This is a genomic window from Streptomyces sp. TOM-9 (assembly GCF_056858595.1).
Genome location: NZ_JBXEQB010000001.1, coordinates 3,321,927 through 3,336,018, shown reverse-complemented (window position 1 = coordinate 3,336,018; position 14,092 = coordinate 3,321,927). Strand labels below are relative to the sequence as shown.

Sequence of the window (14,092 nt, the reverse complement as noted above, 5' to 3'; positions counted from 1 at the left end):
TGCGCCGGGGCGCTGCGCCGGGCCACCGACCAGGCCGACGGCACCCGCGACCGGCGGCCGGCCGTGCCGACCGGCAACAGCGGGAGCTGCCGCGCCACCTCGCGGCGCACGGCGTGCGGGCGGCGCCGGCCGACACCGGCGACACCGACCGCTTCGGCGCGTTCCTGCGCTCGGCGCCTCGCGCCCCCCGCGTCGCGCGCTGGTTCGCGGCGCCGGCCCGTCAGCGCGCCTGGGGCGGCACGCGCGGCGCGCCGTCCGCGGTTCCGTCCCCGTCACCGTGCACGTCCGCGAAGGCCACCGGTGCGCCGAAGGCGGCGCGCCGGGTGGCCCGGCGCAGGGCGCGCAGCACGAACGGGCCCAGGGTGAGGACCAGGACGGCGGTCAGCACGGCGCGCGGGACGTCCCAGCCGAGCGAGGTGGCCAGGCAGTACGCGGCGAAGCGGGCGAGGTTGTCGGGGAGCGGGCCGCCCGGCACGAAGGAGACCCCGGAGGACATGCCGCCGAGGTAGGGCCAGCCCTGCAGGTTCATGATCGTTCCATAGGCGATCGAGGACACCGCCCCGTAGCCGGCGAGGAGGACGAGCTCGCCCCGGCCGCGCAGCCCGCCGGCGCCCGGGAGCAGGCCCGCGCCGAGCGCCACCCAGCCCATCGAGAGCATCTGGAACGGCATCCACGGCCCGACCCCACCCGTGAGCAGGGCCGACGCGAACATCGTCAGCGCCCCGAGTGCGAAGCCGAAGCCGGGGCCGAGCACCCGGCCGGACAGGACGACCAGGAAGAACATGGGCTCGATGCCCGCCGTGCCGCCGCCGAGCGGACGCAGGGCCGCGCCCGCGGCGGCCAGCACCCCCAGCATGGCGACGGACTTGGCGCTCAGCCCCTCCTCGTCGTCCGCGATCGTCGCCATGACGACGGCGAGCAGCAGCGGCAGCAGCAGCGCGAACAGCCAGGGCGCGTCCTCGCTGTGGGCGAGCCCCGAGCCCGGGTCGGCGAGCAGCGGCCAGCCGAAGGCGGCGACGCCGATCACCGAGACGAGCGTCAGCGCGACGACGGCCCGGCGGCCCAGCCGGACCGCGCGCGGCGGACGCGCGGTCACGCCGTGCCCGCCAGGGCCGCCTCGACCTGGCCGACCGTCAGCCAGGGCAGCGGGCCGAGCACCTTGGCCACCTGCGGGGCGAAGGCGGGGGAGGAGACGACGACGTCGGGGGTGGGGCCGTCCGCGACGAGGTCGCCGTCGGCGAGGACGACGACGCGGTGGGCGAGTTCGGCGGCGAGTTCGACGTCGTGGGTGGCGAGGACGACGGCGTGGCCGTCCGCCGCGAGGGCGCGCAGGTGCGCGGCGAGACGGGCCTTGGCGGCGTAGTCCAGGCCGCGGGTCGGCTCGTCGAGCAGGATCAGCGGGGGCCGGGCGGTCAGCACGACGGCGAGGGCGAGCGCGAGGCGCTGGCCTTCGGACAGGTCGCGCGGGTGGGTGCCGTCGGCTACCCCGGGCAGCAGTTCGCCGACGAGGGCACGGCAGGTGCCGGGGGTGGCGTGGGCGTCGGTGTCGGCGGCGGCGCACTCGGCGGCGACGGTGTCGGCGTACAGCAGGTCCCGGGGGTCCTGCGGGACCAGGCCCACGCGGCGGATCAGCTCCGCGGGCCTGGTGCGCGACGGCTCCAGCCCGCCGACCGTCACGCTCCCCGACGTGGGGGGCCGCATCCCGGCGAGGGCGGACAGCAGCGTGGACTTGCCCGCGCCGTTGCGGCCCATGAGGGCCACGGTCTCGCCGGGCCGTACGGTCAGGTCGACCCCGCGCAGCGCCTCCAGCCGTCCGCGGCGCACGGTGAGTCCCGCCACGGCCGCGACGGGCCCGCCCGCGGCGGGCGCGAGCGGTGCGGGCGGGGTGCGGCCGGCGAGGCGTTCGCGCAGCGGGGCGGCGGCGCGGCGGGCGTCGCGCACCGACAGCGGCAGCGGGGACCAGCCCGCGAGACGGCCGAGCGCGACGACCGGCGGACGGACCGGCGAGACCGCCATGACCTCGGCGGGCGGCCCGGAGACCGGGGCGGCGCCCCCGCCCGGGAGGAGGACGACCTGGTCGGCGTACTGCACGACCCGCTCCAGGCGGTGCTCGGCCATCAGCACGGTCGTCCCCAGGTCGTGGACGAGCCGCTGCAGCACGGCGAGCACCTCCTCGGCCGCGGCGGGGTCGAGCGCGGACGTCGGCTCGTCCAGCACCAGCACCCGCGGGTGGACGGTCAGGACGGAACCGATGGCGACGCGCTGCTGCTGCCCGCCGGAGAGGGTGCTGATCGGGCGGTCGCGCAGGTCGGCCAGGCCCAGCAGGTCGAGGGTCTCCTCGACACGGCGGCGCATCACGTCGGGGGCGAGGCCGATCGACTCCATGCCGTAGGCGAGTTCGTCCTCGACGGTGTCGGTGACGAAGTGCGCGAGCGGGTCCTGGCCCACGGTGCCCACCAGATGGGCGAGTTCGCGCGGTTTGTTGCGGCGTGTGTCGTGCCCGGCGACGGTGACCCGGCCGGTGAGGACGCCGCCGGTGAAGTGCGGCACCAGACCGGAGACGGCGCCGAGGAGGGTGGACTTGCCGGTGCCGGAGGGCCCGACGACCAGGCAGAGTTCGCCCTCGGGGACGGTCAGCTCGACACCGGCGACGGCGGGCGCCGCGGCGCCGTCGTACGTGACGGAGACCTGCTCGAAGCGGATCACGGGCGGGCTCCCTTCAGGTGCGCGGGCAGCAGCCCCAGCAGGACGGCGGCCGCGGGCCACAGCGGCAGCGACGGCGCGGTCAGCGGCACCACGGGCGGATCCAGGTCGGCGGGGGAGGCCCCGGCGGCCCAGATCGTCAGCGCGGCGACGGCCACGCCCGAGGCGGTGATCAGCCACGCCGTCGCGTCCCAGCGGTCGGGGCGGTAGCGGGTGCGGACGGAACGGCGCCCGCCCAGCCGCAGCCCCGCGACGGCGGCGGCCAGACCGGCCAGCAGCAGGGGCAGGCCGTACGCGGCGCCCGCGGCGGCCAGCAGCGCGTAGGTGCCGGCGCACAGCCCGAGCAGCCCGCCGAGGGTCAGCGCGACGGTCGCCCGGCGCACGGCGGGCCGCACCTCGGCCGTGCGGCCGTAACCGCGGGCGTCCATGGCGGCCGCGAGGGCGACGGAACGCTCCAGTGCGCCCTCCAGCACGGGCAGGCCGACCTGGAGCAGCGCCCGTACGCCCTTGTCCGCGCGGCCCCGCAGCCTTCGGGCCGTCCGCAGCCGCCGGACGTCGGCGACCAGGTGCGGCGCGAACGTCATCGCGACGACCACGGCGACGCCCGCCTCGTACAGGGCGCCGGGCAGCGACTTCAGCAGCCGCGCGGGGTTGGCCAGGGCGTTGGCGGCGCCGAGGCACGCCAGGAGTGTGGCCAGCTTCATGCCCTCCCGGAAGGCGAACCACAGCCCCTCGGCGGTGACCCGGCCGCCGAGACGGACGCCCCGCGCCCAGTCGGGCAGCGGTACTTCGGGGAGGGACACCACGGTGTGCGTGCCGGGGATCGGGGACCCCAGGACGACGGCGAAGGCGAGCCGGATGGCGATGACCACCAGACCCAGCCGGAGGAACGCGGCGTACGACCGCGACCAGGGCGCGTCCGGCACCCGGCACACCGCCACGACGTATCCGGCGACGGCGGCGAGCAGCGCGAGCAGCGCCGGGTTCGTCGTCCGCGACGCGGCCGTGGCGAGCCCCAGCGCCCACAGCCACCACGCCCCCGCGTGCGGCCCGCGCCTGCGGCCCGCCCGTCCGCCCTCGGCGCCGGTGTCCTTGGTGCGGTCCGGCAGCCGCAGCAGCGCGCGCAAGCGGGCGGAACCGCCGCCTTCCGCGCTGCGGGGGAGGGTGCGGTGGTCGCCCCCGGCGGGCGGCGTGAGGACCTGTCGGCGGCGTGTTGCCGCGCCGGGCAGGGCGGTTGCGTTGCCCGTGGGCGATTCGCCGGCGCCGCCCCCGCGGGTGATGTCCCGAACGAGCCGCGCTGCCGCGCCGCCGGGGCGGATGGCCGGGGCGGCCGACTGGTCGTGGCGCTGCGTCGCGGCCCGTGCGTGGGGTGCGGTGGCCGTGTGTGGTTCGCCGGCCTTGCGGAGGGGACTGTTGGCGCTGCCCAGGGGGGTGTTGTCCCGCCGGGTCCGCGTGGCCGTGACGGCAGGGCGGGCGGCCGGGGTGGGTGAGTCGCCGCGCCTGCGGGGGCGCAGCCGGGCGAGCAGGGCGAGGGTCCGCGATGCGGTGGCCGGCGTGCCGGTCGGCCCGTCCGCGGGTCCGCCGGTGCCGGCGCGGTGGCGTCGGCCCCCACCGGCGGTGGCCGCGGTGGGCGCGCCCTGCGTCGCCGCCCTGGCGGCGGGCGAGGGGAGGGCGGCGACGCCGGGCCGCAGGGAGGGCGCAGGGGCGGCCACGGGCGGTTGCTCCGGCGCCGTCGGGCCTGCCAAGTCCTCCCGGGTGCGCGGACGCAGTCGGGCGAGGGCGCCCGGTACCTCGGCCTGCGCGGCGGTTGCCCCGCCCGTGCGTGGTTCGGCGGGGGTGTCGGCAGAGGGGCGCCGGGGCCGGGCGGCCGGGCCGGTCAGGTCGTCGCGGTTGCGCGGGCGCAGCCGCGCGAGCAGGGCGAGGGCCCGCAGGGCACGCGGGCCGGAGACCGGCGCGCCGCTGGTCCACGGCAGGGGCGTGGCGGTGGTCACGGGCGGTCGCTCCGGCGCCGCCGGACCTGCCAGGTGGCGGCCGCGGCGACGACGAGGACGACGGCGGCGGCGCCGTACGTGCCGAGCGCGGGACCGGAGGAGGGGGCGGGCGCGGGGGCCGCGGCGTCGTCGGCGACCTGCTCGCCGCAGCCCGTGGCGGGGTAGCCGGCGATGGCGCAGACGAGGCCCGCGGAGTTGTAGCGCAGCGGGGGCGCGACGGCGGCCAGGGCGTCGGCGGAGGTGGCGTCGGCGGGGACGCGGGAGCAGGCGGTGCGGGCGGCCGGGGCGTCGGCGGCGGTGCCGAAGTCGAGCACCAGGGCGACGCGCTTGGTGCCGGGGCGGGCCGGGGTGCCGTCGCAGACATCGGCGAACCGGGCGGCGCCGCGGGGGCGCGCGGCCGAGTCGGCGTCGGGGCTGACGCCGAAGCGCCAGCCCTCGACGGCACCGTCGTCGGGGCGGCTGAGGGCGGGGCCGGTCCGGGCGTAACTCCAGGCGTCGGTGGCCGCGTCACGCTGCCAGAAGGACCAGTACCGGTAGGTGGCCGCGTGCGCGGGCGTCGCGACGAGGGCGGCCACCAGGGCCAGGAGGAGTGCCGCCGCCGTGAGGGGCGGCCGCCTCACAGCCGGTGCTTCCGGCCGGCGAGCAGCACCCCGATGCCGATGCCCGCGACCAGGCAGGCGCCGACGATCCACCACACCGAACTGCCGCCGGAGGAGTCGGGCTTGCGTTCCGCGACCGGACCGAGGGCGCTGAGCTGCGTGATGTGGTCGCGCAGGGGGTTGCCGGTGGCGTACGCGGCGAGGGCGAGCTGCGCGAGGGCGGTGGGGTTGTCCTTGGACCAGGCGGCGGAGTTGGCGGCGAGCCAGTTGTACGCGCCCTTGGCGGCGTCGAGGTGGCCGCCGGCGGCGAGGGCGACGACGGCGTCGGCGGTGGTGCCGAAGTCGGGGGTCTTCTGGTCGGAGCCCGGGGTGACCGCGTCGAAGTGGCTGCCGCCGGCGGTGAGACCACCGGCGAGCCAGGCGGCGCCCGCGTCGGAGGCGCTGCCGCCGCACTCGGCGCGCACGGGGACGTTCCGGTCAGGGGCCTCGACGACGAAGCCCGCGCCCTCGGCGCCGCGTACGGCGTCGGCGGTGGCCTTGGCGTTGGCCGCGAGGGCACCGGACTTGGGGTCGGGCTGGTAGGCGAACGCGCCGCCGTCCTTCTTGCCGCAGGCCACCTGGAGGGCGCGCAGCGCGTCGTAGGGCGACCGGCCGTCGGTGGTCACGGACTTGACGTCGGTGCCGGCGGCCTTGAGGCCGCCGATGACGACGCCGGTGGAGTCGGCGTCGGAGGCGCCGCCGGGGTTGTAGGACCAGCCGCCGTCGCGGTTCTGCACCTTGGCGAGCCAGTCGGCGGCGCGCTCGACGGCGAAGTCCTGGCCGTGGACGGCGAGCGCCTGGACCGCGATGGCGGTGGCGTTGGTGTCCTCGGTCTTCGGGTCGCAGGGCGCCGTCGGGTCGGGACGGTACGAGGCGAAGCCGCCGTCCGCGCACTGCTGCTTGGCGAGCCACTCCACCGCGTCACCGGCCGGGTCCGTGTCGGCCGCGTGGAGCGCCAGCAGCGCGTACGACTGACGCCACACGCCGTCGTACGTCGGGTCGCCCTCCCCGTACAGCGCGGCGGGCGCCGCCGCGGGCGACGGTGACGGCGACGCGGCTATGAGGAGGGTGCTGAAGGCGGCCAGGGCGGCCGCGGCGGTGCGGCGCAGGTGCATCGGGTGGTGCCTTTCGGGTGAGCGGTCGCGCAGACGGATGCGGGCGCGCGGTCACGGCACCGGGCTCCGGCTCCGTGTACCTCGACGGAAGAGCCGCTCCCGTCCGTGCGGGTGCTCCGGCTGGGCCCTCCCCGGGCGGGGACGGCTCACGGTTGCGGGTCAGCGCCGGATTCGCACCGGCTTCCCCCGCTCGGACGTGATTGGACTTGGTGTGTCGACCACACCTTAGCCGGGACCGTGCGCCGGGCCGTGCCCGGCGGTGTGCGGTCTGGCTCACACCGGCGGCCTCACACCGCGGTGTACGCGACCGGATCCGACCCGGGCACGGGTTCGGCGTGCCCGAGCTTGACCAGGCGGCGCAGGTGCGCCTCGGCCTCGGCGACGGCGATGTTCCGGGAGGGGAAGGGGATCTGCTCCCAGGGGCGGTTCCACTGCATGGCCTCGGCCAGCTGCCACGGGGTGCGCGGGGCCTCGGCGATCAGGGCGCGGAGCGAGGCGAGGCGGTCGGCGTGGTGGTCCAGCAGCTCGCGCACGCGGGCGCCGGCGTCGGTGAAGGGGTGCTTGTGGGCGGGCAGCACCTGCGCGGGGTCGAGCCGGGCGACGCGTTCCAGGGAGTCGAGGTAGTCGCCCAGGGGGTCGCCGGCGGTCGTCTCGTCGGGGTCCTCGTACAGGCCGATGTGCGGGGAGATCCCGGGCAGCAGGTGGTCGCCGGAGAAGAGGCGGCGGCCGTCCTCCTCGAAGAGGCAGACGTGACCGGGGGTGTGGCCGGGGGTCCACACCGCGCGGATGGCGCGGCCGGCCAGCGGGACCCGCTCGCCGGGGACGATGTCGCGGTCGGGCAGGGCGGGCCGCAGGCCGGGTACGTTCGCGGCGCGGCGCTCGGCGCGCACCGCCCGCAGCGGGGCGAGGTGCTCCTCGGGGGCGCCGGCGGCGGCGAGTTTGACGGCGAGGTAGTCCAGCCACAGGCCCGGTGCGGCGCCGCGGGCACGGCGGACGACGGCGGTGTCGGCGGGGTGCATGGCGATCCAGGCGCCGGAAGCCTCGCGGACCTGCCCGGACAGGCCGTGGTGGTCGGGGTGGTGGTGGGTGACCAGGACACCGTGGACGTCGGCGACCCGGGTGCCGAGCGCGGTGAGGCCGCGGGCGAGGGCGTCGTAGGAGGCGGGGTCGTCCCAGCCGGTGTCGACCAGGACGGGGCCGCGGTCGGTGTCGACGACATAGACGAGCGTGTGGCCCAGGGGGTTGTCGGGGATCGGGACCGGGATGCTCCAGATGCCGTCGCCGTGCTCCATGAGGGCCCCTCTCCGCTCCGTCGCATGCATTGCCCACCATAACTAGAACTGGTATCAGTTCTGAAGCAGAGTCACTTTCTGACGAGGCATCAGCCAAAGGCGGGACGGGACAGGCATGGACGGGAACGGGATCGTCGAACACGGACAGCTCTTCATCGGCGGGGAGTTGGTGGACCCCCTCGGCACCGGCACCATCGAGGTCGTCTCGCCCCACACCGAGCAGGTCTTCGCGCGGGTGCCGCACGCCTCACGCGAGGACGTCGACCGGGCCGTCGCCGCCGCCCGCAGGGCCTTCGACGAGGGACCGTGGCCGCGTACGACCCTCGACGAGCGCATCGCGGTCGTCACGCGCATCAAGGACGCGATCGCCGTGCGCCACGAGGAGATCGCCCGCGTCATCAGCTCCCAGAACGGCTCGCCCTACTCCTGGAGCGTCCTCGCGCAGGCGCTGGGCGCGATGATGGTGTGGGACGCCGCGATCACCGTCGCACGCGGCTTCACCTGGGAGGAACGACGGGCCGGCGTGCTCGGGCCGCTCCTCGTGCGCCGCGAACCGGTCGGCGTCGTCGCCGCCGTCGTCCCGTGGAACGTCCCGCAGTTCACCGCCGCCGCCAAGCTCGCCCCCGCGCTGCTCGCCGGGTGCGCGGTGGTCCTCAAGCCGTCGCCGGAGTCACCGCTGGACGCGTACCTGCTCGGCGAGATCGCCGCCGAGGCGGGGCTGCCCGAGGGCGTGCTGTCGATCCTGCCCGCCGACCGCGAGGTCAGCGAGTACCTGGTCGGCCACCCCGGCGTCGACAAGGTCTCCTTCACCGGCTCGGTCGCCGCCGGCAAGCGCGTCATGGAGGTCGCCTCCCGCAACCTCACCCGCGTGACGCTGGAACTCGGTGGCAAGTCCGCCGCGCTGGTCCTGCCCGACGCCGACCTGGACACCGCCGTCCCCGGCATCGTCTCGGCCGCCTGGATGAACAACGGACAGGCCTGCGTCGCCCAGACCCGCATCCTCGCGCCCCGCTCCCGCTACGACGAGACCGCCGAGCGCCTGGCGGCCGCCGCCTCCGCCCTCGTCGTCGGCGACCCCCTCGACCCCGCCACCCAGGTCGGGCCGCTGGTCGCCCGCCGCCAGCAGCAGCGCTCCCTGGACTACATCGCCCTCGGCCAGCAGGAGGGCGCCAAGGTCCTCACCGGCGGCGGCCGCCCGCAGGCGCAGCCCACCGGCTGGTACGTCGAGCCCACCCTCTTCGGGGACGTCACCAACTCCATGCGGATCGCCCGCGAGGAGATCTTCGGCCCGGTCATCTGCCTGCTGCCCTACGAGGACGAGGCCGAGGCCGTCCGCATCGCCAACGACTCCGACTACGGCCTGTCCGGCAGCGTGTGGACCGCCGACGTCGAGCACGGCATCGACGTCGCCCGCCGGGTGCGCACCGGCACCTTCAACGTCAACACCTTCAGCCTCGACATGCTCGGACCCTTCGGCGGCTACAAGAACTCCGGCCTCGGGCGCGAGTTCGGCCCCGAGGGACTGGGCGAGTACCTGGAGCACAAGATGATCCACCTGCCCGCCGGCTGGGAGGCCTGACCCCGTGGGGGACCGGTGGCACGTCGAGGTCGACCGGGGGGTGTGCATCGGCTCGGGCATGTGCGTGAACTCCGCGCCGGGCGGCTTCACCCTCGACTCCGCCCGCCAGTCCCATCCGGCGGCCCCGGACACCGACGCCGCGGAGGCGCTGCTGGCGGCGGCGGAGGGCTGCCCGGTGGAGGCGATCAGCATCACGCTGGCCGACTCCGGCGAGGCGGTCTTCCCGCCCGAGGAGTGACCGGGCCGCAGGGGTCAGGGCTGCGCGCGGCGCGGATCGGTGAGGTCGATCAGCCGGCACACCGTCTCGATGTCGATCTTCACCTGGGCGATCGAGGCGCGTCCCGACAGCCAGGTCACCAGGGCCGAGTGCCAGGTGTGCTCGATGACGCGGACCGCGGAGAGCAGCTCGGGCCCGGGCGGCCCGTCCAGCCGCATCGCGTCCAGGACGATCGCGGTCGTCAGCCGCGACACGGCGTCCACCTCCGGGCTGACGGAACGGTCGGCGAAGGTCAGCGCCCGCACCATGGCGTCCGCGAGGTGCGGTTCGCGCTGCATCGCGCGGAAGGCGCGCATCAGCGTCTCCGCCACGCGGTCCGCGGGCTCGGCGGCCGAGGGCGGGCGCTTGCGCAGCGCCTCGTGGAGGTGCTCCAGCTGGTCCCGCATCGTGGCGACGAGCAGATGGATCTTGGACGGGAAGTAGCGGTAGAGGGTGCCCAGCGCGACGTTCGACTGCTCGGCGACCTCGCGCATCTGGACGGCGTCGAATCCGCCCCGCACGGCGAGCTCGGCGCTGGTGCGCAGGATGCGGCGGCGGCGGGCTTCCTGACGTTCGGTCAGCGGCACGGGGGGCGGCGTCGGCTGAGGAGCTGCGGTCATCTGTCCCAATCCGAATCTGTGCGCCGTGCGGAACCGGCCCCCAGCGTACTGCGGCCCTTTCTGCGGGGGGTGCCCCTTGCGGCCCGGTGGTTGTGTGCGGGTGCGTTGCGGTTGCGGCGGGCATCCCCCACCACCCTCCCTCCCCCAGCCTTCGGCCGGGGGGACCCCCATCCGGCGCGGTCAGTGACCGCCTCGCGCGTTTGTTGTGGGGTCGGTGCCGCGCCGGGGCACGCCCCCAGCCTTCGGCCGGGGGGACCCCCACCTCGGCGCTCGCGGCGCTGCCCCACGTCATACGGCGCCGCACCCACCGCTCGTCGCCTGTGGGGGCACCCCGCCACACCCCCTCCTGCCGGTTGAGGCGACTAACGGCCGGATGGGGTGAGAAGGCGGTTCGGGGTTGCCGCAGGTGCCTTTCTGAACCCCCACCGGCCGTCATGCGCCCATACGACGGGAGGGGGTGTGGCGGGGTGCCCCCATGGGGGTCCCCCGGCCGAAGGCTGGGGGAGGGCGGGCGGCGGGGAAACCGCCCGCCGCAGGCGTGACGGAGCCGCACACAACAACCGGGCGCGGCCGCATGCACGGCGTGGCGGGAATCACCCGGACCGGCCAGGGCACCCCGCACGGCTACAGGTATCTTCGTGCTCTCGGGCCAACTCCTGAGTAACCGAATCTGAAACTTGTTCTAGCAAGGCACGGGCGGCTACGCTCCCGCTGAAGTGCAGTGAGAAGGGGGCCGTGAGTGACCGCAGAGGCCAGGCCGCTCCGGATCGCGCTGCTCACCTACAAGGGGAACCCGTTCTGCGGGGGCCAGGGCGTCTACGTACGCCATCTGTCCAGGGAACTCGCCCGGCTCGGGCACAGCGTCGAGGTGATCGGCGCCCAGCCCTACCCCGTGCTCGACGCGGTCGGTGACGGGGTACGCCTCACCGAGCTGCCGAGCATGGACCTCTACCGCCAGCCGGACCCGTTCCGCACCCCGAAGCGCGGCGAGTACCGCGACTGGGTGGACGCGCTGGAGGTCGGCACGATGTGGACCGGCGGCTTCCCCGAGCCGCTGACGTTCAGCCTGCGGGCCCGCCGTCACCTGGCCGCCCGGCGCGGGGCCTTCGACGTCATCCACGACAACCAGACGCTCGGCTACGGCCTCCTCGGCGGCGCCCGTTCCCTCGGCGCGCCGCTGGTGACGACCATCCACCACCCCATCACCGTCGACCGGCAGCTCGAACTCGACGTCGCGCAGGGGTGGAAGCGCCGGGCGTCGGTCCGCCGCTGGTACGGCTTCACCCGGATGCAGAAGCGGGTCTCGCGCCGGCTGCCGTCCGTGCTGACCGTCTCCGGCAGCTCCCGCCAGGAGATCGTCGACCACCTCGGGGTGCGCGAGGACCGTGTGCACGTCGTGCACATCGGCGCCGACACCGGGCTGTTCTCGCCCGACCCGTCCGTGCCCGAGGTGCCGGGCCGGATCGTCACCACGTCCAGCGCCGACGTGCCCCTCAAGGGCCTGGTCCACCTGGTGGAGGCCCTCGCCAAGCTGCGCACCGAGCACCCCGACGCGCACCTCGTCGTCGTCGGCAAGCGGGCCGACGGCGGCCCGGTGGCCGCCGCCATCGAGCGGTACGGGCTGGGCGGCGCCGTCGACTTCGTCAAGGGCATCAGCGACGCGGAGCTGGTCGACCTGGTGCGCAGCGCCCAAGTGGCGTGCGTGCCGTCGCTGTACGAGGGCTTCTCGCTGCCGGCCGCCGAGGCCATGGCCACCGGGACGCCGCTGGTCGCGACCACCGGCGGTGCCATCCCCGAGGTGGCCGGGCCCGACGGGGAGACCTGCCTCGCCGTGCCGCCGGGGGACCCGGGCGCGCTGGCCGCGGCGCTGGGCCGGCTGCTGCGCGACTCCGGGCTGCGCCGCCGTCTCGGCCGGGCCGGCCGGGAACGCGTACTGGCCCGCTTCACCTGGGAGCGGGCCGCGATCGGCACCGCCGAGCACTACCGCGCGGCGATCGAGACCGCCGGGGGGCCGCGGCCCACTGTCCAGTCACCGTCCCGGACGAAAGCAGACTCCACGTGCTGACCGTCGACTTCTCCCGCTTCCCGCTCGCTCCGGGTGACCGTGTGCTCGACCTGGGCTGCGGCGCGGGCCGCCACGCCTTCGAGTGCTACCGGCGCGGTGCGAACGTGGTCGCCCTGGACCGGAACGGCGACGAGATCCGCGAGGTCGCCAAGTGGTTCGCCGCCATGAAGGAGGCCGGGGAGGCCCCGGCCGGCGCGACCGCCACGGCCATGGAGGGCGACGCGCTCAGCCTGCCGTTCCCCGACGACAGCTTCGACCGCGTCATCATCTCCGAGGTCATGGAGCACATCCCGGACGACAAGGGGGTGCTCGCCGAGATGGTGCGGGTCCTCAAGCCGGGCGGGCTGATCGCGATCACCGTGCCGCGCTACGGGCCGGAGAAGATCTGCTGGGCGCTGTCCGACGCCTACCACGAGGTCGAGGGCGGCCACATCCGCATCTACCGGGCCGACGAGCTGCTGGGCAAGATCCGTGAGGCGGGCCTGCGCCCGTACGGCACCCACCACGCGCACGCCCTGCACTCCCCGTACTGGTGGATCAAGTGCGCCGTCGGCGTGGACAACGACAAGGCCCTGCCGGTGAAGCTGTACCACAAGCTGCTGGTCTGGGACATCATGAAGAAACCGCTGGCCACCCGGCTCGCCGAGAACACGCTCAACCCGCTGATCGGCAAGAGCTTCGTCGCCTACGCCACCAAGCCGCACAACCCGAAGGCGGGCGTCGACGCGTGAGGCGGACCGAACACCTCGTCCTGCCCGGCGTCCTGACCTCCGAGCAGGCCGCGCAGACCGTCGCCGGGATCCTCGCCGTCCAGCGGCCGGACGGCGCCATACCGTGGTTCGAGGGCGGCCACCTCGACCCCTGGGACCACGTCGAGGCCGCCATGGCGCTGGACGCCGCAGGCGAGCACGAGCACGCCGAGGCCGCTTACACCTGGCTCGCCCGACGGCAGAACCCGGACGGCTCCTGGTACGCCGCCTACGGCTACGCCGACGGCGCCGAGGGCGAACCCACCGACCTGGGCCGGGAGAGCAACTTCTGCGCCTACGTCGCCGTCGGCGTGTGGCACCACTACCTGTCCACCGGCGACGACGCCTTCGTGGAGAGCATGTGGCCGGTGCTGTACGCGGCCGTCGAGTACGTCCTGGAACTCCAGCTGCCCGGTGGGCAGATCGCCTGGAAGCGCGAGGAGGACGGGACGTTCCCGCAGGAGGCGCTGCTGACCGGCTGCTCGTCGATGTACCAGGCGCTGCGCTGCGCGCTGGCCGTCGCCGAGCACCGCGAGGACCCGCAGCCCGACTGGGAGCTGGCCGCCGGTGCCCTCGGGCACGCCATCGCCCACCACCCCGAGCGGTTCCTGGACAAGGACCACTACTCGATGGACTGGTACTACCCGGTCCTGGGCGGGGTGCTGCGCGGCGAGGCCGCGCGCGAGCGCGTCCTGGCACGCTGGGACGAGTTCGTCGTGCCCGGCCTCGGCGTCCGCTGCGTGGTGCCCAACCCCTGGGTGACCGGCGGGGAGAGCGCCGAACTCGCCCTCGCCCTGTGGGCGATGGGCGAGTCCGACCGCGCGGTGGAGATCCTGGCCGCGATCCGGCACCTGCGCGCCGAGGACGGCATGTACTGGACCGGGTACGTCTTCGAGGGCGACGCGCAGGCCGGCACCGGACCTGCCGTGTGGCCACAGGAACGCACCACGTGGACGGCCGGGGCGCTGCTGCTCGCCGTCGCCGCCCTGGGAGGGGACGAGGCGACGACGGCGGTCTTCGGGGGCGAACGGCTGCCGCTCGGGCTGGTGCCCGAGGCGGCGGGGTGCTGCGCCGGCCGGTGAGG

Annotated in this window: 12 protein-coding genes and 1 riboswitch; of the genes, 5 read left to right on the top strand and 7 right to left on the bottom strand. The window is 75.7% G+C overall.

Annotated features, from left to right (window positions below; genetic code table 11):
• Window positions 1–220 precede the first annotated feature (220 nt).
• From AC1VWI_RS15605 to AC1VWI_RS15580, 6 genes are all read right to left on the bottom strand, one after another.
• Window positions 221–1,096, bottom strand: coding sequence for an ECF transporter S component (locus tag AC1VWI_RS15605; protein ID WP_499511614.1), 876 nt, complete (start codon window positions 1,094–1,096; stop codon window positions 221–223).
• The gene (locus tag AC1VWI_RS15600; RefSeq protein WP_499511613.1) at window positions 1,093–2,706 is read right to left on the bottom strand and encodes an ABC transporter ATP-binding protein; all 1,614 of its coding nucleotides are present in this window, start codon (window positions 2,704–2,706) and stop codon (window positions 1,093–1,095) included. The genes AC1VWI_RS15605 and AC1VWI_RS15600 overlap by 4 nt, the downstream gene beginning before the upstream one ends.
• Window positions 2,703–3,812 carry a CbiQ family ECF transporter T component gene (locus AC1VWI_RS15595; protein ID WP_499516817.1) on the bottom strand — a complete coding sequence of 370 codons (1,110 nt, stop codon included), beginning with the start codon at window positions 3,810–3,812 and terminating at the stop codon, window positions 2,703–2,705. The genes AC1VWI_RS15600 and AC1VWI_RS15595 overlap by 4 nt, the downstream gene beginning before the upstream one ends.
• A gap of 878 nt (window positions 3,813–4,690) precedes the next feature.
• Window positions 4,691–5,314 (bottom strand): SCO2322 family protein, encoded by a 624-nt coding sequence (locus AC1VWI_RS15590; protein WP_499511612.1) that lies wholly within the window; start codon window positions 5,312–5,314, stop codon window positions 4,691–4,693.
• Window positions 5,311–6,447 carry an SCO2321 family membrane protein gene (locus AC1VWI_RS15585; protein WP_499511611.1) on the bottom strand — a complete coding sequence of 379 codons (1,137 nt, stop codon included), beginning with the start codon at window positions 6,445–6,447 and terminating at the stop codon, window positions 5,311–5,313. Before AC1VWI_RS15585 ends, AC1VWI_RS15590 begins: the two co-directional genes overlap by 4 nt.
• Window positions 6,448–6,557: 110 nt before the next feature.
• Window positions 6,558–6,633, bottom strand: a riboswitch (cobalamin riboswitch).
• A 101-nt stretch (window positions 6,634–6,734) separates the two neighbouring features.
• Complete coding sequence (locus AC1VWI_RS15580; RefSeq protein WP_499511610.1) at window positions 6,735–7,739, bottom strand: Strvi_7410 family MBL fold metallo-hydrolase; 1,005 nt, start codon at window positions 7,737–7,739, stop codon at window positions 6,735–6,737.
• Between the two features lie 115 nt (window positions 7,740–7,854).
• Between AC1VWI_RS15580 and AC1VWI_RS15575 the strand changes: the two genes are divergently transcribed.
• Both AC1VWI_RS15575 and AC1VWI_RS15570 read left to right on the top strand, forming a co-directional pair.
• Window positions 7,855–9,318: an aldehyde dehydrogenase gene (locus AC1VWI_RS15575; RefSeq protein WP_499511609.1), complete on the top strand. Its 1,464-nt coding sequence runs from the start codon at window positions 7,855–7,857 to the stop codon at window positions 9,316–9,318.
• A gap of 4 nt (window positions 9,319–9,322) precedes the next feature.
• Window positions 9,323–9,556 (top strand): ferredoxin, encoded by a 234-nt coding sequence (locus AC1VWI_RS15570; protein ID WP_499511608.1) that lies wholly within the window; start codon window positions 9,323–9,325, stop codon window positions 9,554–9,556.
• Window positions 9,557–9,570: 14 nt separating this feature from the next.
• On the opposite strand, the gene AC1VWI_RS15565 is transcribed toward AC1VWI_RS15570, so the two are convergent.
• Window positions 9,571–10,194 carry a TetR family transcriptional regulator gene (locus AC1VWI_RS15565; protein WP_499511607.1) on the bottom strand — a complete coding sequence of 208 codons (624 nt, stop codon included), beginning with the start codon at window positions 10,192–10,194 and terminating at the stop codon, window positions 9,571–9,573.
• Window positions 10,195–10,933: 739 nt separating this feature from the next.
• Here AC1VWI_RS15565 and AC1VWI_RS15560 point away from each other — a divergent pair.
• From AC1VWI_RS15560 to AC1VWI_RS15550, 3 genes are read left to right on the top strand one after another with little or no spacing between them, the layout of a single operon-like run.
• On the top strand, window positions 10,934–12,259 hold the full coding sequence (locus AC1VWI_RS15560; protein WP_499511606.1) for a glycosyltransferase family 4 protein: 1,326 nt from the start codon (window positions 10,934–10,936) through the stop codon (window positions 12,257–12,259).
• Window positions 12,253–12,990: a class I SAM-dependent methyltransferase gene (locus AC1VWI_RS15555; RefSeq protein WP_499511605.1), complete on the top strand. Its 738-nt coding sequence runs from the start codon at window positions 12,253–12,255 to the stop codon at window positions 12,988–12,990. The genes AC1VWI_RS15560 and AC1VWI_RS15555 overlap by 7 nt, the downstream gene beginning before the upstream one ends.
• Entirely contained in the window at window positions 12,987–14,090 is a 1,104-nt protein-coding gene (locus tag AC1VWI_RS15550) for a prenyltransferase/squalene oxidase repeat-containing protein (RefSeq protein WP_499511604.1), read from the top strand. The genes AC1VWI_RS15555 and AC1VWI_RS15550 overlap by 4 nt, the downstream gene beginning before the upstream one ends.
• Window positions 14,091–14,092 lie beyond the last annotated feature (2 nt).

Excerpts from the sequence above, each read along its gene's own strand:
- AC1VWI_RS15585 (WP_499511611.1), bottom strand. The coding sequence starts at position 6,447 with ATGCACCTGCGCCGCACCGCCGCGGCCGCCCTGGCCGCCTTCAGCACC.
- AC1VWI_RS15580 (WP_499511610.1), bottom strand. The coding sequence starts at position 7,739 with ATGGAGCACGGCGACGGCATCTGGAGCATCCCGGTCCCGATCCCCGAC.
- AC1VWI_RS15575 (WP_499511609.1), top strand. The coding sequence starts at position 7,855 with ATGGACGGGAACGGGATCGTCGAACACGGACAGCTCTTCATCGGCGGG.
- AC1VWI_RS15565 (WP_499511607.1), bottom strand. The coding sequence starts at position 10,194 with ATGACCGCAGCTCCTCAGCCGACGCCGCCCCCCGTGCCGCTGACCGAA.